Genomic DNA, 23,455 nt, shown 5'->3' with positions numbered 1-23,455 from the left:
TAAAAACACTAATAAGAAGAGCGCGTGTAAATAGCTCGGCAAGCTTCAGTCTTGGCTTTTCAGGCTTCTCGGGATTTGTTGGGAACCGGCGCCGGATTTGTTAGGTGGATAATTACGGCATGGGTACTAGGCGCATTCCACCAGAAGCGGGCAATGCTGCAATTGCCGACCTAGCAAACCAGCTGCCAACAGCGGTTAGGTTTTTGCTTCAGAGAATCGAAGATCGTCACCGCGGTGGCAGCGTGGAGTTGCGGGTTCCGCCCTATGGCGCCATTCAATGCATCCAGGGTCAAGAGCACCGCCGCGGCACGCCGCCGAACGTCGTGGAAATGGGCCCCGAGGTCTTTATAGCGTTGTGTCTGAAAGAAACGAATTTCCCCCAAGAGCTGCAGGCTGGTCGAATATCACTTTCAGGGGTGATGGCTCTAGAGGTGGCGGCGGTATTTGACTAGGGCCTCGCATTAAGTTTCAGCACAAAGCGAGCGCCACCGAGGTCCGATTCCTCGCACCACAACTCGGCACCATTTGCATGGGCCAAAGCCTTTGAAATTGCCAGCCCTAATCCAGACCCGCCTTTATTTCGAGACCGAGAGTAGTCCAACCTTACGAACCGATCGAAGATCCGAGTTCTATCAGCTTCAATGACTCCTGGGCCATCATCTGAAACGCGAACCGTTACGGTTTCTGCTGACCCGGTTAGCTCCAAAACAACCCTCTTTGTTTTGTGGATTAGTGCGTTCTCCAAAAGGTTTCGAAGAATCTGACCGACCTGGTGTTCGTCAGCAAAGGCCATGATTTCCTTTTTCCCCAGCTCTAACTCCACTTCGGGTAAATCTGAGGCGAGCTCCCGTAGGAGTCTTGAGATGTCGAAGGTGACGGGGAAGGTTTCCGCCCGCCCGCCTTCTTCAATTGCCTGAAGCTGGGTGAGGGTGCCAATAATTCTCCCGGCTCGCCTTGCCTCTCGAATGACAGTCACAAGTTGTTTTTGATTTTCTTCGCTGGCGCTGCGCATCGAATTCTCAGCGCTTGAAACAATCGTCGCCAATGGTGTTTTTAGTTCGTGAGCAACATCCAAGGACATTTGGCGAATCGATTGACGGGCATCCTCGGCCATATTTAGGGCTCCTTCAAGATTGTCCAACATCTTGTTCAAAGCTATTCCGGTTACCCCAAGATCATTCTCAGGCTCAGATATTTCCAACCTCACACCTCGTTGACCACTGGCAATATCCACAGCCAAAGCGGTCATTTCGCCAAGCGGACGCATCGCCCGACGCATCGCAAATCCAAGCACGAGCCAGATTAATAGGGCTAAAACCACGATCGAAGGCAGCCCGATACCAAGCACCAGCATCGAAACGCTACTGGCCTGTTGATTGGATGCAGTGAGCACCAGGCTTGCCTCTGATTTTGGGAGGAAGACTTCGACCGTGGCCACATCGGTCTCGCTATCAACAGAAACAAAGAGCGCCTCTGCGCTTTCGTGGACCTCATTCTCAGTTATCGTCACGGCCGTTCCAGGCCTGGCTATCGTCTCAGCTATTTGTTCGACGCTAAGTTGGCCGTCAAGGTTTAGAGCGGTTTCGGCTTGGGTCTTCATTTGCTCCACCAGAGCCCGCTGGCTGGCTGGGCCAATCGAGAGTGCCAGGATGGTTATCAGCACCAGGCCAATCGTTATTACCGCGGCGAAGGCGGTGAGCGACACTCGCCTAGTAAGAGACTTAGTTTTCACGCCTTGACCAAATAACCAAGGCCACGCCGAGTCTGAATTAGATCTGTGAGCCCAAGTTTGGCGAGTTTTCTTCTCAATGAACTGAGGTGCACTTCCACCAGATTGGGGTCGAACGCGTCATAACCCCAGACCTGAGCCAATAGGAAGGTTTTCGACAGCACTTTTCCTTTTGACCGAACCAGTTCGACCAACAGTCGGTATTCGGTGGCAGTTAGTTCCAGCTCATTACCTGAGACCGTCACTGATTGTTCGTTGGGGTTGATTACCAGAGAGGAAATTTCGAGGGGCGCTTCTGCTAAACCGACTCTTCGCAGCACCGCTTTAATTCTCAGCAGGAGCTCAGCCAGCAGAAAAGGTTTAGAGATGTAGTCGTCGGCACCAATTTGCAACCCTGAAATGCGATCCAAGGCGCTATCCCTCGCTGTCATAAATATCACCGGGATCCCGAATTTCTTGATCGTTCCCTCTGCAATTTTGAGCCCGTCTAGCGAAGGAAGCATTATGTCAAGAAGCACCAGGTCGGGTCGAAATTGTGTGATGAAATCCATCGCCTGTTGCCCATCGTGGAGCGTCTTGACGAGATATTTTTCATGGGTGAGCGCGGTATGAATTTCTGTGGCTAAGTCGACCTCATCTTCAACTAGAAGAATTCTTGCTCGGGAAGGTGCTTGACTCATATGTTCACTTTCTAACAGATTACTGAAGACTCCCTGAAGATATTCTGCAGCATTGGCCCACTTCAGTTTCGCTTCAGCATTCAGGCGCATCTTTGTGTAACCAGTTCAGAAGAACTCGGTTCGAGAAAGAGGAATCATGGAAAAGAACAAGAAGGTCCTATCCACAACTATCGCCGCCGCAATTTTGGGCACCGTCGCTCTAGTTACGGTCGCTGGTGGTGCCAACGCTGCATCTCAGGTCGAGGTGGCACCAGTATCTGTCGTAGCTCCTGCAGCAGCGACCCCCACAGAAGCTCCTGGCACCGAAACTGCCGATGACGCTAACGAGGCCACAGAAGCTCCTGGCACCGAAACTGCCGATGACGCTAACGAAGCCAACGAGGCTCCTGGCACCGAAACTGCCGATGACGCTAACGAAGCCACAGAAGCTCCTGGCACCGAAACTGCTGATGATGCAGGTGTCAACTAGTCGCTAGGCAATTTCTAAGAGAACTTAGCGCCTCCAGAATTGGGGGCGCTAAGTTTTTTTAATCCTGGGATTGAAAATAAGGCTTTTCGAATAGATCCCGATTCAATCTTGCGGTGAGCTGAGCTTTTTTATAAGAGCCTCAAGTCGCAACCCACTGTGTGTCTAGGAATGAAGCCCTTCAAGGTATCTGGGCTTGAATCTAATAACGCTGTCAAGCTGGGCCAAACTTTGGTGCAATGGGCGTCAGATTCCTAAATGCTTATGTTTATCTATGAGACAAGTGAGCTCAGCAATCGAAGTTGGTCAATACCAACTTTCTACGCTTTAATACACGTGTGACCGAATCAGAAAATCAAAAGCCCGAAGAGGTTGAGATACGCCGTGCACCAAAGGTTTTGCCAATGGCCCTCACGGGAGCTGCGATTGGCGCCGCATTTGCAGTTGTGTTGTTTCTGCTAATTCCAGAAGCGAATCGTTCAAGCGCGAATATTTTTGGTCTTTTACTGCTCGCACTTGGCAGTCTGGGTCTGGGCTTAGGCGTGGCCTTCTCTATTATTTTTGACCTCACAACTTCTCGCAGAGCCAAGCGAGCCCTCGCGAATAAGGTAACCGAGTAGTGGGCGGGGACGGCAGACTCAACCATGATTTGATGCCCGGCGAGAAAGGCCCGCAGGATGCCTGCGGAGTCTTTGGAGTTTGGGCCCCCGGTGAAGAAGTTTCCAAGCTGACGTATTTCGGTCTTTACGCACTTCAGCACCGCGGTCAGGAATCTGCCGGCATCGCAACATCAACTGGCGAAAAAATCATGGTTTATAAAGACATGGGCCTGGTTTCGCAGGTGTTCAATGAAGCCACCCTCGAGTCTCTCAAGGGTCACATCGCGGTGGGACACACTCGCTACTCCACAACGGGAGCATCGGCCTGGAGAAACGCCCAGCCAACTTTAGGTAGAACCGCTTACGGCACCGTCGCACTTGGTCACAACGGGAATCTGACCAACACTGCTGAATTGATTGAATTATTAGAGAAGCGTTATCCGAATCACGAGTCGGAACTGCGCGGTGGAAACACCACCGACACTGCGGTGCTCTCGGCGCTTTTGACCGGCAACCCCGACTCCTCTTTGGAGGCGACAGCTCTCGAGCTGCTGCCGCTTGTTAAGGGCGCCTACTGCTTGGTGTTTATGGATGAGGGCACACTGTATGCAGCCAGAGACCCCCAGGGGGTCAGGCCACTGGTTCTGGGCCGACTGGAGCGCGGCTGGGTGGTTGCCTCGGAGTCCGCGGCACTTGATATTGTCGGCGCTTCTTATGTTCGCGAGATCGAGCCTGGCGAGCTAATCGCCATTGATGAAAATGGCCTTCGCTCAACCAGTTTTGCGACTCCCAAAAGAGCCGGTTGTATTTTTGAATATGTTTATTTGGCTCGGCCTGACACTTCGATTGCAGGACGAGTGGTTTATGAGGCAAGGGTTGAGATGGGTAGAACCCTGGCTAAGGAGTATCCGGTCGAGGCGGATCTGGTCATTCCAACCCCGGAGTCTGGCACTCCGGCAGCAATTGGCTTTAGCGAACAATCCGGCATTCCATTTGGTCACGGCCTAGTTAAAAACGCATATGTGGGCAGAACATTCATTCAGCCCTCACAAACCATTCGGCAACTCGGCATCAGGCTCAAGCTCAACCCGCTTCGCGAGGTAATTGCGGGAAAACGTTTGATCGTGGTGGATGACTCGATTGTTCGTGGCAATACCCAGCGGGCACTCGTGAAGATGCTCAAAGAGGCCGGTGCCGCCGAGGTCCACGTTCGCATCTCAAGCCCGCCAATCACCTGGCCCTGTTTCTATGGCATCGACTTTGCTTCAAGGGCAGAGCTAATCGCCGCAGGTATCGGGGTTGAAGAGGTGAGGCAATCTTTAGGGGCCGATTCACTTGGCTATCTTTCAAAAGACGGCATGGTTGCTGCAACCAACCAAAAGGAAAGCAACATGTGCACCGCGTGCTTCACCGGCAACTACCCGATTGAGCTTCCAGCAGCAGATCGAATGGGCAAGAATCTTTTGGAGCGTGGGGTAGCAACCATCCACGAGGAAAAGCACGTGCACGTAGATGACTAACCCCTACGCGGATTCCGGGGTTGACACTCAGGCTGGGGATAAAGCCGTAGAGCTCATGAAAAAAGCCGTTTCCGCCACTCACAACGATCTGGTGCTTGGGGGATTTGGGGGCTTTGCCGGCATGATCGATGCCAAGTTCCTGAAAGATTTTGACCACCCAATTCTTGCTAGTTCAACCGATGGGGTCGGCACCAAGGTGGCTATCGCGCAAGCCATCGATAAGCACGACACCATTGGGCAGGATTTGGTCGGCATGGTGGTAGATGACATTGTGGTTATCGGCGCTCGCAGCTTATTTATGACTGATTACATCGCAACCGGAAAACTTGTGCCACAAAGAATCGCAGACATAGTTCGCGGTATTGCTGAAGCTTGCCAAGCGGTTGACGTGGCACTCATTGGTGGCGAAACAGCCGAGCACCCAGGGCTTTTAGAGCCCGATGAATACGATGTCGCGGGAGCTGCGGTTGGGGTTGTTGAAAAATCTAAACTCCTTGGAGCCGCAAGGGTTCAGGTCGGCGATGTGGTGCTGGGTCTTGAATCAAGCGGCCTGCACTCAAATGGATATTCTTTAGTGCGCAAGATTGTTGCGGATAAAAAATTTAGCTACGCCGATCATATCGATGAGTTTGCTACCACCTTGGGTGAGAAGCTCTTGGAGCCAACAAGGCTCTACACCGGAGTTCTAAACAAGATTCTGGCTGACCCGAGATTTGACAACCAGATCTCGACCATGAGCCACATCACCGGCGGCGGCATTGCCGCAAACCTCTCTCGGGTCCTACCCGATACGGTTTCGCTCGATGTCGATAGGGCCAGCTGGAACCCAGAGAGCGTGTTTCGAGTATTGGCTCAGTGGGGTGGTTATGAGCTCACTCAGCTTGAAGAGACCTGGAACCTAGGTTTAGGATTTGCCGTGGTGGTGCGCAAAGATTTCGCTCAGGAAATTTCAAGTGCGATTGCTAACTTAGGTATTCACACTTGGGAGCTTGGGGTAATCGAGCCAACCCCTAGCGATGCGGAGCTTCCGGGCTACACCTCAGAAGCCAAGGGCGTAAAGGGCGGCGCGGTTCGCTTGGTAGGTAATTATGAAAAATAAGTCCACGGCGGTAGTTGCAATTCTCGGCCTGTTATTAGCCTCGATAGCTTTTGTGTTGGGAGTGATTGGCGGGGCAAATAGCGCCGAGGTGGGTGTGGTTCGTGCCGAACCAAACCCGCTTTGTTTTGAAGACCCGAATCCCGACCAAGAGTCTGAGCAGCATGTTGCCACCAAGTTGGTCGCCTGCCAGGTGGTTGGCATGACCGCTCAGGCCGCCAGGGATTACATCGCCCAAAAAGAAATTACGGTGAGAATCGCTACTGAGGATGGTGAGTCATTCTCCATGACCGAGGACTATCGGTATGACCGCATCAATTTGGATTTATTAATTGGCGTGGTGGTTGGGGCCACTGCTTGGTAAATAGAGATTCCGATAGCCACCAAGTCCCTAGCTTCTTTTCACCCCTTTTGAGTCAAGCCACTCTTCTCGGGGGTTTAGCTTCACCCGCATGATTGCCTACGAAGCCGTTAGGTTTTTGACTCACTAGAGCATCTATCTACATATTTTGGCGGGTAGAAAAGCTGCGCTGGGTTTACCGTGTAGCTGGATTTCGACAGACAACAATCGGGCTTCATAGGCTGATTTTGGTCAGCTGGAAAAAGCGCTAAACGTGATTCTGTTTTGCACAAAAAACCTAGTCGTCCTCGTGTGCGACCTTGTCTTTTTCTACTTCGTCTTTTTCTACTTCTTCAGCTTCGTCATCATAAAGATCCGCCCACTTATCGATGTATTCAACATTGGCATCGGAGGATTTATGGCTCAGTTCAGCTTCGAGCGCAGAGTAATCGGTGGATGGGCTGAAGTACTTCAAATCGCGTGCGACTTTTGTGTTCTTAGCTTTTTGACGGCCACGCCCCATGGCGGACCCCCTTTTTCTCTTCTGGTCCAAGTGCTAACGCTCTCGGGGCAATCAATCTTGGCGCTAATGCTATCAGGCGAATCTAGCAACAACTATCAGTGCGGTCAGTGGAATAAGAAGATTTGTCAATAAAGTCAAAAGCGCCTGAGTTAGTCGCCCGCGATGGTAGAAAATAAAGGCCGCCTTTGAGACCGCTGAAAAGGTAGACAACCCCCCAGCCAGCCCCATTGATAAAGCGGTAAAGGTTTCAAGTGGGATGCTTGGAAGGCTCAAGAGCCAACCCAATAAAGTGGCTGCAAGAGTGTTGGTGAGGATCACGCCAAATGGCAAGGCCCCACCCCACTTTGTCAGCTGGACCCGCAACACGCTCCCCAAACCGCCAGCCAAGCCGACCAGGAGAACAGTAAAGAAGTTTATGTTCAAGCTCTAGCCTGTCTTCTTGAAAACCATTGACCCTGCCTAAAGCCGATGCCGTAGCTCAACAGCCCCGCAAAGAGCATCAGGGCAATCTGCCAGTTCAGCCCCTGGTTGTCGATAAAAAGAGTGATTCCACTCATCGTGGTGAACCCTCCAGAAAAACCCAAGCCCCAAAGATTTCTGCACCAAGGCGCCTGGAGTCCCGGATACCGAGCACTCAATCCTAAAAACCAAGAACCGGTGAGGTTCACAAATGCCAGTGCAAATATTTCTGCTTGAGCGAAGCTAAAGCTCGCTTCCATTGCCTCAAAGATTACATATCTGGCCATCGAACCAAGCGCACCACCCAAAAAGAGGTAGCCGAGCATGCGCACCTTGAATGACATCCTCTAAGAATACTTTGGAACCAAGCTAGCTATTTCGACAAACGATCAAACTGATTCCAGATTCTTAGGCCGGTGGGTTGGGTGGTGTTCGCTTTTTAGCGAGTGGCTTTCTCTCTGATCGCGAACCCAAATTAAACGTTGAAGCAAAGCCCAAGAATAAGAACCCAGCTGCCGCCCAGGCTGCCCACTTGGCACCATCGGTGAAAGCATCACCGGCAGCCTTAGTAACCTGAGCCGCCAGCTCCGCTGAAACCTGCTGCGCTAAGAGACCTTCCTCGAGGCTCGGGATTGCAGAACCGGCAGAATCAACCACTTTTTCAACAACTGAAGTGCTTTGAGATTGTGAAATGTCAATATCAGCTAGTCGGTTCTCCAGCGAGGCTTGAGTTCCGGTGAACAGTAGGGTGCCAAGCACTGCGATACCCAAGGCGGAACCAACCTGCCTTACGGTGGACTGTGATCCGGAGGCTTGACCCATGTTCTGCATTGGCACATCCACCATGATTACCCCGGTGAGCTGCGCGGTTGCGAGACCAATACCCAATCCGTAGACGAACAAGAACGGTGCAAGGACGCCCCAGCCAGTCTCGGCCGATGCGAAGATCGCGATGCCCGCAACACCAATTAGCTCGAGTAGCACTCCCAGCTGAACTGCTCTCGCCGCAGGCAGCTTGCCCGATAGAGCTCCACCGACACCGCTGGCCGCAAAGGCACCACCGGCAAGCCAAAGAAGCACAAGACCGGCAGACACTGGGCTTAGCCCGAGCACATTCTGAAGCCACAGTGGGATTGCGAATAGAATTCCAAATTCACCCATCGAAATAATCAATGCGGCAATCGAGCCGTTTCTAAACGAACCGATTTTAAACAGTGCCAAATCAAGCAGCACGTTCTTTTGTTGCTTTTCGCGGTGACGTTCCCAGAATACGAATATCACTGCGGTTACCAAGAAGATTGCGAGTGCGACTGGCACCGGCGATAGACCAGTCTCCTGCCAAGTGAATGAGCCGATTTGGAACTGGCTGTTCTGCTTCACTTCCCACCAGCCATAGACCCGGCCTTCGATAAGACCAAAAACCAACGTTGAGAACATCACAACAGAGATGGCCGCTCCAACAAGGTCGATTCCGCCCGATCGTTGAGGAGACTTAGATTCTTGAACAAATATCAAAAGCCCGACGAGAATCAGAACGCCAAGTGGCAGATTGATCATAAAAGCCCAACGCCAACTGAAGTCGGTGGCCAGCCAGCCACCCAGAACTGGCCCAACCGCCACCATGCCGCCGATTGTGGCCCCCCAAACAGCAAACGCGATGCCTCGCTCTTTGCCTTGGAATGTCGCGTTCACCAATGAAAGAGTGGTCGGCAGCACCATGGCGCCGCCGATACCTTGAATGACTCGGGCCAAAATCAGGGCCGAAGCTGAATCTGTGAGACCCGCCCAAACCGACGAAGCGATGAAAATCACGATACCGATCATCAATAGTCGTTTGCGACCAACCCGATCGGCAACCGACCCCCAAACCAGTAGCAGGGAGGCAAAGACCAAAACGTAGCTTTCTTGGACCCACTGCACCTCTGTCGAACTTAGTCCAAGGTCATTTATCAGAGCGGGGAAAATGGTGTTGACGATGGTGCCATCGATGATTACCAGTGAGATTGCAAGGGATATAAAAACAAGACCGATCCAGCGGTTTTTAGGGTTTGCCATTTGTGACCTGATTTCTTTTTAGTTTTAGCCAACAGCCAGAAGGACGCATGCCCCCAGGGCGATTCCAATACCAACCGCTTGCGAAAGCGCAATTCGTTCTTTTAAAACGATTCGCGCCAGCAAAATAGTTCCAACCGGATATAACGATGTCAACACTGCCGCGATGGCGAGCGCTCCCTGCCGGGTTGCCACCAAAAAAGCAATGTTTCCAATCACGTCACCAGTTCCAGCTAGAAAGATTAGTCCTATTAGCTTGAGATTTTTGATTTCAGTCTCAATAAACGGTTTTTTTCTGTTTCTAAGCCAAACTGCCACCAGGGCGCAGAACAGCAAAATTACACCCACGCTTCGCATCACCACCAAAGGACCGAGCCCGGAATCCTTAGCTGTGGCATCCAGAATCAAAAATATCCCAGAGAAGCTCAGCCCGGCGGCAACCGAATAGAGGGTCGCCCGAAGCGAGGGCAATCGAACCTTAGACCCCGGCACGAAAGCCACTAATACGACTGCGATCAGAATCAGCGCTATCGCCAATCCCGCAAAGGCGCTTAGCTTTTGACCCAACGAAACATCGACTATCACCGGCACAAGCGCGCTCAAGACGGCGGTGAATGGGCTGACTATTGATATCGGCCCGAGAGCCAGCGCTTGATAAAGACAACTGATGGCGATGGCAGAACAAATTCCCGCCATCACTCCTAGCCGCAGGGTTTCTGAGGAGAAATCAGAGCCGACAAAAAGTGAGGCAATGAGCGCGATTGCGAGACCAACACTGAAGGAGAAGACGGTTACGGTCAGGGCACGTACTTTTTTTGCGGCGAGTGCCCCTACGAAATCCGCATAGCCATAGGAAAAGGCGGATAGTAAACCAAAGATTATGGTCACTATCCGCCTTCCAATCTGTGGCTCCGACCGGCGTCGATCCGGTGACCTAACGATTTTCAGTCGTTCGCTCTACCTACTGAGCTACAGAGCCTGGAGAGTGATCCCCATTCGCAATATAAATAATGCGAAGCGACCCTGACGGGACTTGAACCCGCGACCTCCGCCGTGACAGGGCGGCGCGCTAACCAACTGCGCTACAGGGCCAGAACGGTACAACTAGCATCACCAAGTGACCCCAACGGGATTCGAACCCGTGCTACCGCCGTGAAAGGGCGGCGTCCTAGGCCACTAAACGATGGGGCCGGAAGCTGGCAACTCCAGAAGCACCGATGCAAACACTACTGGATTTTTGGCATGTTGTGCAACACAAACCTGACTCTCAGGTAATACTTGAGACTTTGTGTAGGATTTGGTGAGGAAAGTAGGTGCGCGGTTGTCTTCGGTAAATAAGGTTCTGGTCTCATTGGCCGGCCTTGGCGTCCTGATCAGCACCATCGCTCTATCCCCCGCCTACGGAGTTCCCGACTACCCCACCGCCGCCGAAGTGGCCACCGCCAAGGCCAATGTTCAAACCAAAAAACAGATGGTCACCCGCATTGAGGGAATTCTTGATGAACTGCAATCAGAAGCGGACGCTCTGGAAAAAGTAGCACTGGTAAAAAACGAGCAGTTCAACCAGGCCACTAAGTTAGTGAACGACATGTCTTCAAAGGTAACCGACCTGGAGCAAAAGGTTACTGAGGCTGCAGATGAGGCAACACTGGCCCAAGAACAGCTAGGCCAGATTGTGGCTCGAATGTATCGCCAGGGCACCAGCGGAAATACCTCTCTCGAACTCTTTTTCAACCCGGATAGCTCTGAGCAACTTTTATACCAGCTCGGCACACAGCGCATCATTGCCCAGCGAACCGACTCCATCTACCAGGCAGCTCTTGATAAGCAAGCTCAAGCCAAAGAGTTGGCCAATGAGTTATCGGCCGCTAGAACAGAACTGCAGGACCGAGAAGCGGGGGCCAAGAAGCTTTATCAAGAAGCTCAGGACGCCGCAAACGCGGTAATCTCCAAGGTAAATCAGTCTGAGCGCGAGCGAGCCAGCATGATGAATCAATTGGCCTCTTTGACCGATACCGCCTCGGATTTAGAACGCCAACGGCGCGAAGGTCTAGAGGCTGAGCGCAGACAGAACCTTGTGAAGGCAGCTCCGAGCGCCCCGGAGCTTTACAGCGTTGGAGATCCAGATTTTGCGAAGGTGGAAGCGGCAATCGCTTTTGCTTCTGAGCAGCTCGGAGAGCGCTACGTTCTTGGCGGGGCCGGGCCAAATGTTTGGGACTGCTCGGGTATCACAATGAAGAGCTACGCCTCAACTGGCGTGTATATCGGCTGGCACTCGGCAACTGCGCAATTTAACGTTCTTGCCAGCCAGGAAAAGTTAGTGCCATTCCAGCAGATTCAACGTGGCGATTTGATTTGGTGGACCCAGTCGAGTTCGTTTTCGGGAGATAAGTATCACGTAGCTATCTACTTGGGCGATGGGATGATGCTGGAATCTCCTAACCCGGCGAGAACAGTTCGCATTGTTCCAGTTCGCTACGGTGAAATCGTTCCTTACGCTGGCCGGCCTACCGCTTAGGTAATTCGGAAACTGAGTGCTCAGCTATGACATCGGGGGTCTGGCTTCCAAGCTGACATCGATAGTTTCGATCTGTGAAATGGCTTCAAGAGTCCCTTGAATAGGGCACTTATTTGCGATTGCGATCAGAGACTCTCGCTGTTCGGAAGTCAGCGGGCCGGTGAGCCTTATTTTTCTTAAAAAGTGAGAGTAGGTAGGTATACCTTCCGGGTCAACCTCCGCATGTCTTTTATCTTGAGTGACTTCTACGCTCACGCAAACTAGCGGAATCTTATTGCGCTTTGCATAGATCCGAATCGTGATGGAGGTGCAGGCACCAAGCGCTGCGGCGATCAGCTGATAGGGGGTCGGCCCGGTGTCCAGCCCACCAAAATCAGTGGGATAATCAGCTAACAAAGTGTGCTTTTGACCAAATAATATGTCTTGCTGAAACTTATCCGCTGCCACCTCTGAGACAAGCACAGGTCCGTCGCCCGAATTGGGAGAAGTTTTAGGAGTGCGCAGGTTTAGGTATCTAGAGGACCAGCTTGAAATAATGTCGGCTACATATTCGCTGTCCCTGACTTTTTTCAAAAGGTGGTCTGCGTCATCGAGTGACACAAAACTCTTGGGGTGCTGTGCGGCTCGGAAGATCTCCTCAGCATTTTCAATCCCGACGGTGTTATCCAATGGGGCATGCAGAATCAACAGCGCCGCCTTCATTTTTCGAACGCAGGTCAAAATTTCCGAGTCTTGAATGTCTTTTAGAAACTGCTCTTTTATGACAAATTCGCGATTTGCGAGGCTGACCTTCGCCTCTCCTTCACCCGCAATTTCTGCGATATGTCCCGCCAGCAGTTTTTCGAGATGTTTCGGGTTTGATGGAGCCCCGATTGTCACTACAGCTTGAATTTCAAAAAGCTCGCTAGCGACCTGAAGCACGGCAGCTCCGCCTAGGGAATGTCCAATCAGTAGGGTCGGCGCCATGCCGATGGATTTCAGATGCTCGATGGCTAATTTTAAATCCAGCACATTTGTCGAAAAGTTTGTGTCAGCAAAATTTCCGTGCGAGTGACCCAGGCCCGTGAAGTCGAAGCTCATCACCGCAATCCCATGGTGACTGAGCCGTGAAGTGATTCTTTTGACAGCCGGTATCTCTTTTGAGCAGGTGAAGCAGTGGGCAAAAACCGCAACCGCACTCAACTGACTATCGGGGTGAGAAATTCTTCCCGATAAAGTGCTTTTTGAACCCTGGAACGCAAAGTCCACGGGTCGCATTAGAGCGCAAACCCCGGGCGAATCCCGTTATCCCAATCGACCCGAGAATTGCCAAGTCTTGGGTAAGAATCGTTTGACTTGAGTAGCTGAGCTAGGTGCATTAAGTTCCAGCTCATGAACGTGGTGTTGCGGTTGGCAAATTCATTTTCTGGGCCACCGGAATCCTTGTCCATATAGCTCGGACCGGGCCCAATCCCCCCAATCCAGCCGGCATCTGCCTGGGGAGGGATTGTGTAACCAACGTGCTGCAGAGCGTAAAGGTTGCTCATTGCTGAGTGCTTCAGACCGTCTTCGTTACCTGAGAGCAGGGTCCCAGCAACTTTGCCGTAATAGCGGTACTGGCCTTTTTCGTTTATCTCCCCGCTCATCGCATAGAGCCGCTCAATCAACACTCGCATCGCAGAAGAGTTTTCACCAAGCCAAATTGGGCCTGCGACCACCAAAATATCAGCCTCAAGGAACTTCGGCCATAATTCCAACCAGTCGTCTTTTTCGTGGCCGTACTTTGTCATATCGGGAAATACACCGGCGGGAACCGTGTGGTCCACGAGCCTAAGTGTCTCAACCTGGACACCTTGAGATTCCATCACCCTGGCGCTGAGGTCTATCAAGCCTTGAGTATGAGAAAGCTCTGGCGAGAGCTTTAGAGTGCAATTAACGAATAAAGCCTTCAAATTGGTAAATGTACTCATTACCGCCCCCGGTCTAGTTCCGGCGATTTGTCCCAAAGGTTAGCGGTATTTGAAAATTTTTCTATCTGGCCCACTAACCATTTAGGGGCCGGATTTTTGAATGTAGCACCGAAGTCTGACAATAAGAAACGGCAATCTAGTTGGACAGCTGTCTGTGGGGTTTTTGGGAGCACATGGTGAGTGGCAAACTTCGGGCCAATTGTTGGGCCGGTGCTCGTGCACGCACCAAGTTCGCACAGTTCAAGCTGGCCCAAAGCGGAATTTTTCGTTTCCAAAGAGCCAGCCCTGACCCTATTGACGAAAGAGTCCTGGGCAGATTGGTTTTGTGCACAGGGGTCTTAATCGACTGGATATCTGCATTACCAAGGCCGCTGAGCAAGGCCTCGCGGAGTGATGCTTTGGTAGGCGACCCAACCATCCGCGACCCGTCATGGTAAACACGGCAGGCCAAGTCGATGGTCGGTTCCGCTCCCGGGACAACATCATTACCGTCGATCAGAATGGTGGGCGAACCGGCAAATCGATATTTGGCAGCCTCCTCCGGGGTGCGTATGAGAGTGAAGGTCGGGGTCAGATTGGTGAGTCCTAGCTCCTGGATCAACTCCTTTAAAACCGGACCTACTGATTCCCAATTTGGGCAGTCAGCGATGTGTAGCACTTGAATTTTCATTGTAATAATCCTTCGCTTGTCTTATTTGCCAAGCTGTCTAATGGATCACAAACATTTAGTTAGAGCTCACAACCCAATATTTGATTAGTCAAGAGGCGTTTTATGCTTTCGGCGTTTCAGAAAAGTGACTGTCAGCAAAATAGCTAGAGCGATAACAAGGAATGGCCATGGGCCGGTGGTTCCTGCAAAACTCGCCACCTGGCCCTGCAGCCTAGTCACCGCTTCGATGATCGGATTCTCAAAGTTAAATCCTTGGTAGAGCTGCAATTCATACCAGGCGTAGAGCAAGAAGTAGCTTCCGACGACAACCAAGAGCAAGGCGGTGCCCTTTTCAATTATTGGATAAGCCTGTCGGATTTTTTTGAGCACTGTTTGCTTGGCAGCAGCGGTTATGGTCGCTAAAACAAAGACAGTCGCAGCCATCCCCAGCGAGTAGCTAGTGAAAACGGCGAGAAGTTGGATCAAGTTTTGTTGCTGGACTGCCCCAGTAGTGATTGCCAAAAATGGCCCTATGGTGCAGGAGAGCGAAGCCAAAGCATAGGTAACTCCATATCCAAATTGAGTTACGAATGACCTGCCAGGAGCGATGTTCGGATTTAGAAATTTAGCCATAATGGGACTTTTGCCCCAAAGTAATAGGACTCCAAGAACAATCAGCACGAGCCCCATAAGCCCGGTAACAAAAGGCAGGCATTCCTGAATAGCGTAGGAAATTGGGAAAACCAGCAGTCCAATGGCGGCGAAGATCACAAGCAGCCCGAGGGAAAAAGCAACAGCAAACCTCACGGCCCGAAAATACGGGGCGGTGGCGGTTGCGCCGGGCTCCTCCTTGATAAGGATCATCGAGGTCAGATAGGCCGGTAATAAAGCAAAACCGCACGGGTTGAAGGTGGCAAGAATTCCTGCCGTCAAAGCCAGTGCGAGATTGATTTCGAGCAACTACTTGACCCAGTCAGCTAGCGCTTGCAAATCCCCTGCCGAGGTGGGTCCAATGTTTAGGCGTAATTCGCCTTGGCGATTTACCGCCACTAGGGAAGGTTGAATGGGAACCTGGAATGCAGACCAGAGAGCGCCAGTTTCATCGTTCAGATGGGTCAAGTACGCGGTGTTCGTGCGTTGGGTGAAAGCTGCCATTTCTTCGGAAGATCCATACCCGGCAATCCCAATAACCAATAAATCTGGATTGGCCTCTGTGAGGGCGACAATGTCTGCTGACTCCTGGGCACAAATCGCGCACCAGGGAGTCCAGAACCAAATCAGTGCCCCCCGATCTGCCAATTCAACGCTCGAGTAATTTTCCCCTGAAATAGTCTGAGCTGAAAACTCGGGAAGCTGGCCGCTATCTTTGCCCGGCAGGGTTGCAGCACAGCCTGCAAGTAATAGTGCCAGCGTGCTCATCGCAATCAATCGACTAATGTTTTTTCTCAACACGAGATTAGATCCTATTCAGTTTGAGTTTGACTCCGAGGAAGGTTCCTAAAAAGGCGAAGACCAGAAAGATCCAACCGGATATGGCGAAACTTTGAGTGCCGGTAAGAAGGACTCCCACCGTGCACCCGAGCGCGGTGAAAGATCCCCAGCCGAGCATAACTCCGCCCAGTAGGGCCGTCCCTGAGTTGGCAATCGTGATTGATTCGAAGCCGAATCTATTACTCGCTATCGCCGCCGCGAGTGCCGCGATAAACAGACCTAAAATTAGCCAGCCATTATTAGTGATTATTTCACCCACCACCGCAATACAGCCGGCAAAAGTATCCATTCCTTCCAATGTCTCAGGGCGGATGTTCAGATTGGATGCGAGATTTTGACTCCAGGAGTTGATTTGCCTAGTAGTGCCAAGCGGTTCCACTTGCAGATATGCCGCGACTCCCACCAAGCCCACTATCGATCCAGTGGCCCAGGGTGTCCAGCGTTTTTTCAAAAGGTTATCCCGGAGCTGAGTTGGGGTTGCAGAGGCTTGGGCAATTGCCTTATTTTCTTTGGGGTCTGCCCGTTTTAGCGCTAGGTAAATCAGAATCCCAAGCACTAAAAGAGTCAAAAGCAGTGCCCCACCGTAGCCAAGATAGCTGGGCAACCAAATAGTGGGTGCGGCACTGATAGTGAGGTTATAAAGCGGGTTCCAGCTTTGATAGGCGAGGAAGAATCCGATTACGGTGCCCAATAAGGCAACAATCGCGCGCAGCGACCCTTCGGCCAAGCGATATATGTGGCCAGAGATACAAGCACCAGAAAGCGCCATGCCTAGTCCAAACACGAATGCTGCAACTACCAAGGCGATGCTCACCGGACCAATGTGGGCTCCAGTTGGAAGCCCCCTGGCGGGATCAGCCTGAAAGATTCCGAAAAGCACGGTGTAACCGATTGCTCCGACCCCGATTGCGGTATAGATAGCAAGCAGCCCAGAGTTGTAATTTCTATCTATTGCGTCACGCCAGATACAGAAGAAACAAAAGCGACCACGTTCAAACGCAATTCCCAGTGCAGCCCCTAGAACCAATGAGATCGAGGCCTGGGAACCAAAGTCTTCACTAGCGGCTAACCAGGTGGCCAGCCAGACTAAAAAGCCAATCAGCCCAAGGGCAACTAGTGATCGAACGCTATCGGCTTTGGTCCAAACTGGCCCAGTCCTTTCGGGACTGGCCAGTTCAGCCTGCTGGGTCGCCATTAGGCCCCAGCCGATTCAATTGGGACGTTTTCGGCGTTGCCATATTCGGTCCATGAACCGTCGTAATTCTTCACGTTCTCAAACCCGAGAACCTGGGTCAATGCAAACCAGGAAGCGCTAGCCAGCAGCCCGGTTCCGCAATACAGAATGATTTCTTTGTCTGAGGTGACGCCTATCGCCTCATAGGTTTCGGCTATGTTGGCGGCATCAAGGTAGGTATTTTCTTCGGTGAAGAGGCTGAAACTGAACAGGCTCTCAGCACTAGGAACGTGACCATCGAAAGTGGCACCGGACTCAACCTCGCCCAGGTAAGACTCGAGTGACCGATTGTCAACAATCAGGGTGTTGTCAGAGTCCCCGGTCTTCGCCGCAACAACTACCTCTTCGATAAAGGCCCTCAGGTTCAAATTGGGCTCACCAGGTGAAAAGTCCCCTGAACTAAAAGTTGGAACCTGCAATGAAAGCTCCCCTCCGGTTGCCTCCCAGTTCGCGAGACCGCCATCTAAAAGCCTGACGTTATTGAATCCATAAATCTTAAAGACCCAAACCGCCCAGGTGGCATAGAGCTGGTGGGTCTCCCCATAGACCACAATCTTGGAATTCTGGTTGATACCCAAATCGCGGCCAACAGTTTCGAAACTGGCCCTTCCGACTATTCCTCGATCAGCACCACCGGTGAGTCCAGTGGCCCAATCGAGCTTCCGTGCCGAAGGAATGTGGCCTCTTTCATAGACCCCCTCCTCAGCAGCAATATGCAAAATTACGAGATCGGGGTCCGTTGCATTGGCCTCGAGCCAATCCCGAGAAACCAAGCCTTGATTAGTGATTGTGGTGGTGACTCCCGGCTCATACTCGCTTGCGACCTCCGCAACGCTCGAGCTATTTGGTGCGCTGGTGTTTGAAGTGGCGGCACAGCCCGAAAGTGTGGTGAGGGAAATGACCAAGAGGCCTAGCAGCTTGGAAGAGTTCTTGAAGGTGGTCATTTATTTCGTCTTTCGATTATTGGAAAGTTGATGAGTCACCTGAAGGCTATGAAGGCTGGCACTGGGCCACAAGTTGGCGGGTAACAAAACAACACAGAAGGAAACAATTGGAAACTATTGAACCCTTCAGGCTGCAGCATTAAGTGAGCTCACATCAAATTCATCTAGACACCGGGGATATGAAGCTTTTGAGCCGGGCGCATGTCAGCTGCATCGAAAGTGGCTTTTTCGCTCCTTGAGGCGACTCTAGTTATCTGAGAATTTTTGGTTGGCCATTATTAATTGCCTTGGTGGATCTTTAGGATTCAGCCGCAGTGATAGAAAAAGTGGCAGCCCAAGGAGCATGCCTGCGACGAGACTGCGAGGCCCCAGATCATGAAAAAAGCCGGGCCCCCAAATCCATGGTGGTCTCAGTCGCCTCCGCTAAAAATTGCATGCCCAGCACCAGCCAAAATAATGTCGCAAACGATTTTGAAAGAGACTTAGTCATTTCCGGAAATCGCAGATCATCGGCGGCTAGAAAAGTTCAACGGTAATTGGAGTTTGCCCGCACTCTGGCTGGGTTGGAGCTAGTGCGTATAGCTTGCGTAGGCCGCGTCGATGACCTTTTGAGTCGCCTTTAGCTCTTCCCAGCCTTGAATCTTGACCCACTTATTTGGCTCTAGGTCTTTGTAGTGAGTAAAAAAGTGCTCAATCTCGTTTTTAGTTTGAGCGGGAACGTCGCCTAGGTCTTTGATGTGAGACCAGCGTGGATCTTTGGCGGGAACACAGAGGACTTTTTCATCCACTCCACCATCGTCTTCCATCACCAGCATGCCAACTGCTCGAACCTTGACACCAACCCCCGGGTAGAGGGGGTATTCGAGCAGAACCAAGGCATCTAGAGGGTCGCCATCGCCACCGAGAGTGTTTTCGAAATAGCCGTAATCGGTTGGATAAACAAAGCCAGTGAACAACACTCGGTCTAAAAACACTCTGCCGGTCTCGTGGTCAATTTCGTATTTATTTCTTGAACCGCGCGGTATCTCAATCACTACGTCGTAACTCAATGCAACTCCTCAATAGGCTTATGGGCAACAGATTATCGAATTTGGGACCCAATGGAACTTAGACCTCGCCTGACCCCGGCAATAGCCGATGTCAGGCGCGCTGTTCGTGAGACTCTTTCGAAACTTAATCTTGTCGCTGGCGACACTATTTTAGTTGCGGTTTCTGGTGGTGGTGACTCTCTGGCGCTGGCCAGTGCCACCATATTCGAGGCGAACAAACTAAAACTTAACGTAGCTGCAGCAATAATCGATCACGGTCTGCAGCAGAACTCTGATGTGGTGGCCCAAAATACTAAGCAAGTGTGCAAAGCCCTTGGCCTAGAGCCGGTTCTGGTCTCGAGAGTCTCGGTTACCCAAGCTGGAGCGGGCTTAGAGGCGGCTGCAAGAAATGCTCGGTATCGAGAATTAGAAAATATTCGAGTGCAGCTTTATGCCAGTTACATTTTTTTGGGCCATAACCAGGGGGATCAGGCCGAGACGGTGTTGCTCGGTTTAGTTAGAGGCTCTGGGCTAAGTGCAATCTCTGGGATGCGCGAGATTGATGAGGAGCGGAAACTGATTCGGCCGCTTCTGGGTTTGACCCGCAGTCTGCTTCGACAAAGTGTGCTCGATCAGGGCCTAGAGATTTGGGATGACCCGCAGAATTTGGATGAGGATTTCACGCGGGTCAAAGCTCGCAGAATTTTAGCGGAGCTTGAGGTTGAGCTTGCCCCGGGTATTGCAGAATCGCTTTCCAGGACCGCGCTTTTGGTGCAGGAGTCGGAGGACTATTTACTCAACCAGGCCAATCAGCTGATGCTGCAGGTAATGACTGATGGGGGTTATGCGATCGAGTTGCTAGCAAAAGCTCAGATTGGGCTAAGGCGCAAGACGCTCCACTTGATTGCTTTAGCCAACGGAGCGAAGAGCCTGTCTCGTTCGCAAGTGCTTGAAATGGATGCGTTGGTTACAAACTGGCACGGACAGAAACCGCTGAGTCTTTCTGGCATTACAGTAGAGCGGGTAAATAATCAGCTAGTTTTGCTACCCGGCAAGCCATTGAACCCAGGAGCCTAAAGTGCACCTCGCCCATAAAGACATCACCAAAGTTTTGGCCTCCAAGGAGCAAATCCAAACCCGAATCCAAGAGCTTGCGATCCACATCGATGAGTTCTATCAAGACAAGAACGTGCTGCTACTGGGAATCTTGAAGGGGGCTGTGCCATTCATGGCCGATCTATCAAGGGCCATGCAGATTCCGAGCAGCCAAGACTGGATGGCGGTTTCCTCCTACGGCTCTGGCACCGTGTCTTCAGGGGTGGTTCGAATTCTCAAAGACCTTGATACCGATATTAAAGACCGCCATGTTTTGATAGTCGAAGACATAATTGACTCTGGGCTAACACTTTCTTGGCTCACAGCCAATCTTGCAGCTCGTGAGGCAAAGTCTGTAGAGATAGTCGCTCTTTTGCGCAAGCCCGAGGCCGCCAAGGTGAAGATTGATGTCAGATGGGTGGGGTTTGATATTCCAAACGAATTTGTGGTGGGCTATGGGCTCGACTACAACGAGCAGTATCGATCACTAGATGGCGTTGGAGTGCTGGCGCCTTCTGTTTACAGTTAATCCAAATTGAAAGGGGCGGCGAAGCCACCCATGAAGGTTAAAAAGTTTCTACGCGGACCCTGGATATGGGTCGCACTTGCCTTGACGGTAGTTTTCATCGGCACCTCATTGGCCACCGCCGATCGTTTCACCAAGGTTGACACCGAGGTCGGTCTAGATCTGATTTCTTCGGGTCAGGCCAAATCGGTCACCATCTTGGATGGCAACCAAAGGGTTGATGTGGTCCTAACTTCGACTAATGCCGAATATGGAAATCAGATTCAGTTCTACTTTGTCTCGGGTCGCGCCTCGGCGGTTGCCGAGATTGTTGCAGCTGCCCCAATTAGTGATGGCTGGACCGATGAGGTTCCATCAACCCCTTGGCCGCTGGCCCTATTGGGTTCGCTCTTACCATTCATTATCATTTTGGCGCTCTTCTGGTTCTTGATGAGCACCATGTCGGGTGGCGGCCGCGGGGTTATGAACTTCGGTAAATCAAAAGCCAAGATGGTCACTAAAGAGACCTCGAATGTCACCTTCGCCGATGTTGCAGGGATTGACGAGGCCATGGAAGAGCTTGTTGAGATTAAGGATTTTCTAAAAGACCCGGAAAAATTCCAAGCCATGGGCGCCAAGATTCCCAAGGGAGTTTTGTTATACGGCCCACCGGGAACCGGTAAAACCCTCGTAGCCAAAGCGGTAGCCGGCGAAGCCGGCGTGCCATTCTTCTCAATCTCTGGCTCTGATTTTGTCGAGATGTTTGTCGGTGTCGGCGCCTCAAGGGTGAGGGACCTATTCGAGCAGGCTAAGCAAGCATCACCGGCAATTATCTTTGTTGATGAGATTGATGCTGTTGGACGTCACCGCGGCACCGGCATCGGGGGCGGCAACGATGAGCGCGAGCAGACTTTGAACCAGCTCTTGGTTGAGATGGATGGCTTTGACACCAATACCAATGTGATTTTGATTGCTGCAACCAACCGGCCAGACGTTTTGGATCCCGCCCTTTTGAGACCCGGCCGCTTTGACCGCCAGGTTGGGGTTAGCGCCCCGGACCTAAAGGGTCGCGAGCAGATTCTGAAGGTGCACTCCAAGAACAAGCCCTTGGCGGATGATGTGAATCTAGAAGTGATTGCTAGAAGGACTCCCGGGTTCACGGGTGCCGATTTGGCCAACGTGCTAAACGAGTCAGCTCTTTTGGCTGCCCGATTGAACCGCACCGAGATCAACGACGAGGTCATAGACGAGGCCATCGACCGAGTAATCGGAGGACCTCAAAAGAAGTCCACCCTGATGCAGGATAAAGAGCGCCTCATCACCGCCTATCACGAGGCCGGTCACGGTTTAGTGGCGGGCGCCCTAAACCACTCCGATCCGGTTACCAAGATCACGATTTTGCCAAGAGGCCGAGCTTTGGGTTACACCATGGTGATGCCGATGGAGGATCGCTACTCAATCACCCGCAATCAGCTCCTAGATCAGATTGCTTGGGCAATGGGTGGCCGCATCGCAGAGGAAATCGTCTTCAAGGATCCGACTACCGGAGCGTCAAATGACTTTGAGAAGGCTACAAATATTGCCCGAACCATGGTGACCAAATACGGCATGAGTTCCAAAATTGGCGCGATTACTTTGGGCAGTGGCAACTCAGAACCCTTTTTGGGTCGCGAGCTCGCGACCCAGCACGCGTATTCGAACGAGATGGCACAGCAGGTAGATAACGAGGTGCGGGCCATTTTGGAAAACGCTTTGAATGAAGCGCATCAAGCCATCACACTCAATAGGGCCGTTTTGGACAAGCTTGCCAAGTCACTTTTGGAGCAGGAGACCCTGAACCAAGAAGAAATTATGAAGATCTTCAAGACGGTTAAAAAGCTACCGGAACGCACCGTTTGGCGGTCATCAACAAAACGTTCAGTAACTGCCAAGGGCCCAATTTCAGTGCCCAAGCGCAAAGCCATTCAGCTCGAGGTGCACCCTGAAAAGCCAAAGCCAGAAAAGCCAACCGAAGAGACTCCGCTAGATGCAAAGTGATCGAATCCGCGCTGCGGTTAGAGAGTTACTTATTGCTATTGGTGAAGACCCCGATCGCGAAGCACTTAGGTCAACCCCCGAAAAAGTAGCCCAGAGCTACGAGGCTTTTTTCAAGGGGATTGGCAAAGATCCGCTGAGCGCTTTTGGCGAGCTATTTGAGACTGAAAAGAATGAGACGGTAATTCTTAAGGACATCGAGTTGGTCTCAATTTGTGAACATCATCTTTTGCCCTTCACCGGCGTGGCGCATGTTGCTTATCTTCCAAACGGCAAACTTGCCGGCCTGGGGCGACTGGCCAATGTGGTTGAGATTTTGGCCGCTAGGCCGCAACTGCAAGAACACTTAACAAACCAAATAACCCAAGCAATCTCTGATGGCTTGAATGCCCAGGGTGTAATTGTTGTGGTTGAGGCCAGGCACCAGTGCGTCGCGTCGCGGGGAGCAAGACAGCCTGCGGTGAACACAATCACTATGAGTTCGCTTGGAGTGTTTGCTGACCCGGTATATCGTGCCGAGGTCATGGGTCTGATAAACAAATAA

Annotated in this window: 26 protein-coding genes and 3 tRNA genes; 11 read left to right on the top strand and 18 right to left on the bottom strand. The window is 51.8% G+C overall.

Annotated elements, in window-relative coordinates; all coding sequences use genetic code 11:
- Positions 1-119: 119 nt before the first annotated feature.
- Positions 120-452, top strand: a complete 333-nt coding sequence (locus BLP47_RS00370) for a sterol carrier family protein (protein ID WP_091849275.1) — start codon at positions 120-122, stop codon at positions 450-452.
- Here BLP47_RS00370 and BLP47_RS00365 read toward each other — a convergent pair.
- Both BLP47_RS00365 and BLP47_RS00360 read right to left on the bottom strand, forming a co-directional pair.
- Positions 449-1,732 carry a HAMP domain-containing sensor histidine kinase gene (locus tag BLP47_RS00365; protein ID WP_157671247.1) on the bottom strand — a complete coding sequence of 428 codons (1,284 nt, stop codon included), beginning with the start codon at positions 1,730-1,732 and terminating at the stop codon, positions 449-451. The genes BLP47_RS00370 and BLP47_RS00365 overlap by 4 nt on opposite strands.
- On the bottom strand, positions 1,729-2,409 hold the full coding sequence (locus tag BLP47_RS00360) for a response regulator transcription factor (protein WP_172807158.1): 681 nt from the start codon (positions 2,407-2,409) through the stop codon (positions 1,729-1,731). The genes BLP47_RS00365 and BLP47_RS00360 overlap by 4 nt, the downstream gene beginning before the upstream one ends.
- 136 nt (positions 2,410-2,545) lie before the next feature.
- Between BLP47_RS00360 and BLP47_RS00355 the strand changes: the two genes are divergently transcribed.
- From BLP47_RS00355 to BLP47_RS00335, 5 genes are all read left to right on the top strand, one after another.
- Positions 2,546-2,878, top strand: coding sequence for a hypothetical protein (locus BLP47_RS00355; RefSeq protein ID WP_091849272.1), 333 nt, complete (start codon positions 2,546-2,548; stop codon positions 2,876-2,878).
- 335 nt (positions 2,879-3,213) lie between these two features.
- Positions 3,214-3,495, top strand: a complete 282-nt coding sequence (locus tag BLP47_RS00350; RefSeq protein ID WP_091849270.1) for a hypothetical protein — start codon at positions 3,214-3,216, stop codon at positions 3,493-3,495.
- A gap of 32 nt (positions 3,496-3,527) precedes the next feature.
- Positions 3,528-4,994 carry an amidophosphoribosyltransferase gene (purF, locus tag BLP47_RS00345; RefSeq protein ID WP_249883342.1) on the top strand — a complete coding sequence of 489 codons (1,467 nt, stop codon included), beginning with the start codon at positions 3,528-3,530 and terminating at the stop codon, positions 4,992-4,994.
- Entirely contained in the window at positions 4,987-6,093 is a 1,107-nt protein-coding gene (gene purM / locus BLP47_RS00340) for a phosphoribosylformylglycinamidine cyclo-ligase (protein WP_091849268.1), read from the top strand. The genes purF and purM overlap by 8 nt, the downstream gene beginning before the upstream one ends.
- Entirely contained in the window at positions 6,083-6,454 is a 372-nt protein-coding gene (locus BLP47_RS00335) for a hypothetical protein (protein WP_091849267.1), read from the top strand. Before purM ends, BLP47_RS00335 begins: the two co-directional genes overlap by 11 nt.
- A gap of 274 nt (positions 6,455-6,728) precedes the next feature.
- On the opposite strand, the gene BLP47_RS00330 is transcribed toward BLP47_RS00335, so the two are convergent.
- From BLP47_RS00330 to BLP47_RS00295, 8 genes are all read right to left on the bottom strand, one after another.
- Complete coding sequence (locus BLP47_RS00330) at positions 6,729-6,953, bottom strand: DUF3073 domain-containing protein (protein ID WP_091852741.1); 225 nt, start codon at positions 6,951-6,953, stop codon at positions 6,729-6,731.
- A 72-nt stretch (positions 6,954-7,025) separates the two neighbouring features.
- Entirely contained in the window at positions 7,026-7,376 is a 351-nt protein-coding gene (locus BLP47_RS00325; protein WP_091849266.1) for a CrcB family protein, read from the bottom strand.
- On the bottom strand, positions 7,373-7,756 hold the full coding sequence (locus BLP47_RS00320) for a CrcB family protein (protein WP_091849265.1): 384 nt from the start codon (positions 7,754-7,756) through the stop codon (positions 7,373-7,375). The genes BLP47_RS00325 and BLP47_RS00320 overlap by 4 nt, the downstream gene beginning before the upstream one ends.
- Positions 7,757-7,820: 64 nt before the next feature.
- Positions 7,821-9,467, bottom strand: a complete 1,647-nt coding sequence (locus BLP47_RS00315) for an MFS transporter (RefSeq protein WP_091849264.1) — start codon at positions 9,465-9,467, stop codon at positions 7,821-7,823.
- Between the two features lie 24 nt (positions 9,468-9,491).
- Complete coding sequence (locus BLP47_RS00310; RefSeq protein ID WP_091849263.1) at positions 9,492-10,352, bottom strand: DMT family transporter; 861 nt, start codon at positions 10,350-10,352, stop codon at positions 9,492-9,494.
- 18 nt (positions 10,353-10,370) lie between these two features.
- Positions 10,371-10,443 (bottom strand) — tRNA-Phe (locus BLP47_RS00305).
- 39 nt (positions 10,444-10,482) lie between these two features.
- Positions 10,483-10,556 (bottom strand) — tRNA-Asp (locus tag BLP47_RS00300).
- 26 nt (positions 10,557-10,582) lie between these two features.
- Positions 10,583-10,655 (bottom strand) — tRNA-Glu (locus BLP47_RS00295).
- Positions 10,656-10,785: 130 nt separating this feature from the next.
- On the opposite strand from BLP47_RS00295, the gene BLP47_RS00290 reads away from it, so the two are divergent.
- Positions 10,786-11,982, top strand: coding sequence for an NlpC/P60 family protein (locus tag BLP47_RS00290; RefSeq protein WP_091849262.1), 1,197 nt, complete (start codon positions 10,786-10,788; stop codon positions 11,980-11,982).
- Positions 11,983-12,006: 24 nt separating this feature from the next.
- Here BLP47_RS00290 and BLP47_RS00285 read toward each other — a convergent pair whose 3' ends face one another.
- The 8 genes from BLP47_RS00285 to BLP47_RS00250 all read right to left on the bottom strand — a co-directional run bounded on the left by BLP47_RS00285 (position 12,007) and on the right by BLP47_RS00250 (position 19,298).
- Complete coding sequence (locus BLP47_RS00285; RefSeq protein WP_197672377.1) at positions 12,007-13,230, bottom strand: bifunctional alpha/beta hydrolase/OsmC family protein; 1,224 nt, start codon at positions 13,228-13,230, stop codon at positions 12,007-12,009.
- Positions 13,231-13,238: 8 nt separating this feature from the next.
- Positions 13,239-13,931, bottom strand: coding sequence for a flavodoxin family protein (locus BLP47_RS00280; RefSeq protein ID WP_091849260.1), 693 nt, complete (start codon positions 13,929-13,931; stop codon positions 13,239-13,241).
- Positions 13,932-14,067: 136 nt separating this feature from the next.
- A complete protein-coding gene (locus tag BLP47_RS00275; protein WP_091849258.1) occupies positions 14,068-14,601 on the bottom strand; it encodes a hypothetical protein in 534 nt (177 codons plus the stop codon).
- A gap of 84 nt (positions 14,602-14,685) precedes the next feature.
- A complete protein-coding gene (locus tag BLP47_RS00270; RefSeq protein ID WP_091849256.1) occupies positions 14,686-15,540 on the bottom strand; it encodes a cytochrome c biogenesis CcdA family protein in 855 nt (284 codons plus the stop codon).
- Positions 15,541-16,029, bottom strand: a complete 489-nt coding sequence (locus tag BLP47_RS00265; RefSeq protein WP_157671246.1) for a redoxin domain-containing protein — start codon at positions 16,027-16,029, stop codon at positions 15,541-15,543. It abuts the gene before it with no gap.
- 7 nt (positions 16,030-16,036) lie between these two features.
- Positions 16,037-17,266, bottom strand: a complete 1,230-nt coding sequence (locus BLP47_RS00260; protein WP_091849249.1) for a YeeE/YedE family protein — start codon at positions 17,264-17,266, stop codon at positions 16,037-16,039.
- The gene (locus BLP47_RS00255; RefSeq protein WP_091849248.1) at positions 17,266-18,249 is read right to left on the bottom strand and encodes a sulfurtransferase; all 984 of its coding nucleotides are present in this window, start codon (positions 18,247-18,249) and stop codon (positions 17,266-17,268) included. The genes BLP47_RS00260 and BLP47_RS00255 overlap by 1 nt, the downstream gene beginning before the upstream one ends.
- A gap of 569 nt (positions 18,250-18,818) precedes the next feature.
- The gene (locus BLP47_RS00250; protein ID WP_091849247.1) at positions 18,819-19,298 is read right to left on the bottom strand and encodes an inorganic diphosphatase; all 480 of its coding nucleotides are present in this window, start codon (positions 19,296-19,298) and stop codon (positions 18,819-18,821) included.
- A 51-nt stretch (positions 19,299-19,349) separates the two neighbouring features.
- Between BLP47_RS00250 and tilS the strand changes: the two genes are divergently transcribed.
- From tilS to folE, 4 genes are read left to right on the top strand one after another with little or no spacing between them, the layout of a single operon-like run.
- Complete coding sequence (gene tilS / locus BLP47_RS00245) at positions 19,350-20,354, top strand: tRNA lysidine(34) synthetase TilS (RefSeq protein ID WP_091849246.1); 1,005 nt, start codon at positions 19,350-19,352, stop codon at positions 20,352-20,354.
- Between the two features lies 1 nt (position 20,355).
- Positions 20,356-20,901, top strand: a complete 546-nt coding sequence (gene hpt / locus BLP47_RS00240) for a hypoxanthine phosphoribosyltransferase (protein WP_091849245.1) — start codon at positions 20,356-20,358, stop codon at positions 20,899-20,901.
- A 30-nt stretch (positions 20,902-20,931) separates the two neighbouring features.
- The gene (ftsH, locus tag BLP47_RS00235) at positions 20,932-22,914 is read left to right on the top strand and encodes an ATP-dependent zinc metalloprotease FtsH (RefSeq protein WP_091852738.1); all 1,983 of its coding nucleotides are present in this window, start codon (positions 20,932-20,934) and stop codon (positions 22,912-22,914) included.
- Positions 22,904-23,455, top strand: coding sequence for a GTP cyclohydrolase I FolE (gene folE / locus BLP47_RS00230; RefSeq protein ID WP_091849244.1), 552 nt, complete (start codon positions 22,904-22,906; stop codon positions 23,453-23,455). The genes ftsH and folE overlap by 11 nt, the downstream gene beginning before the upstream one ends.

Origin of the sequence: Candidatus Aquiluna sp. UB-MaderosW2red (genome assembly GCF_900100865.1) — a bacterium.
In the GTDB taxonomy this organism is placed as follows: Bacteria; Actinomycetota; Actinomycetes; order Actinomycetales; family Microbacteriaceae; genus Aquiluna.
Note: the sequence above shows the minus strand (reverse complement) of the source record. Positions and strands in the feature narration are given on the sequence as shown.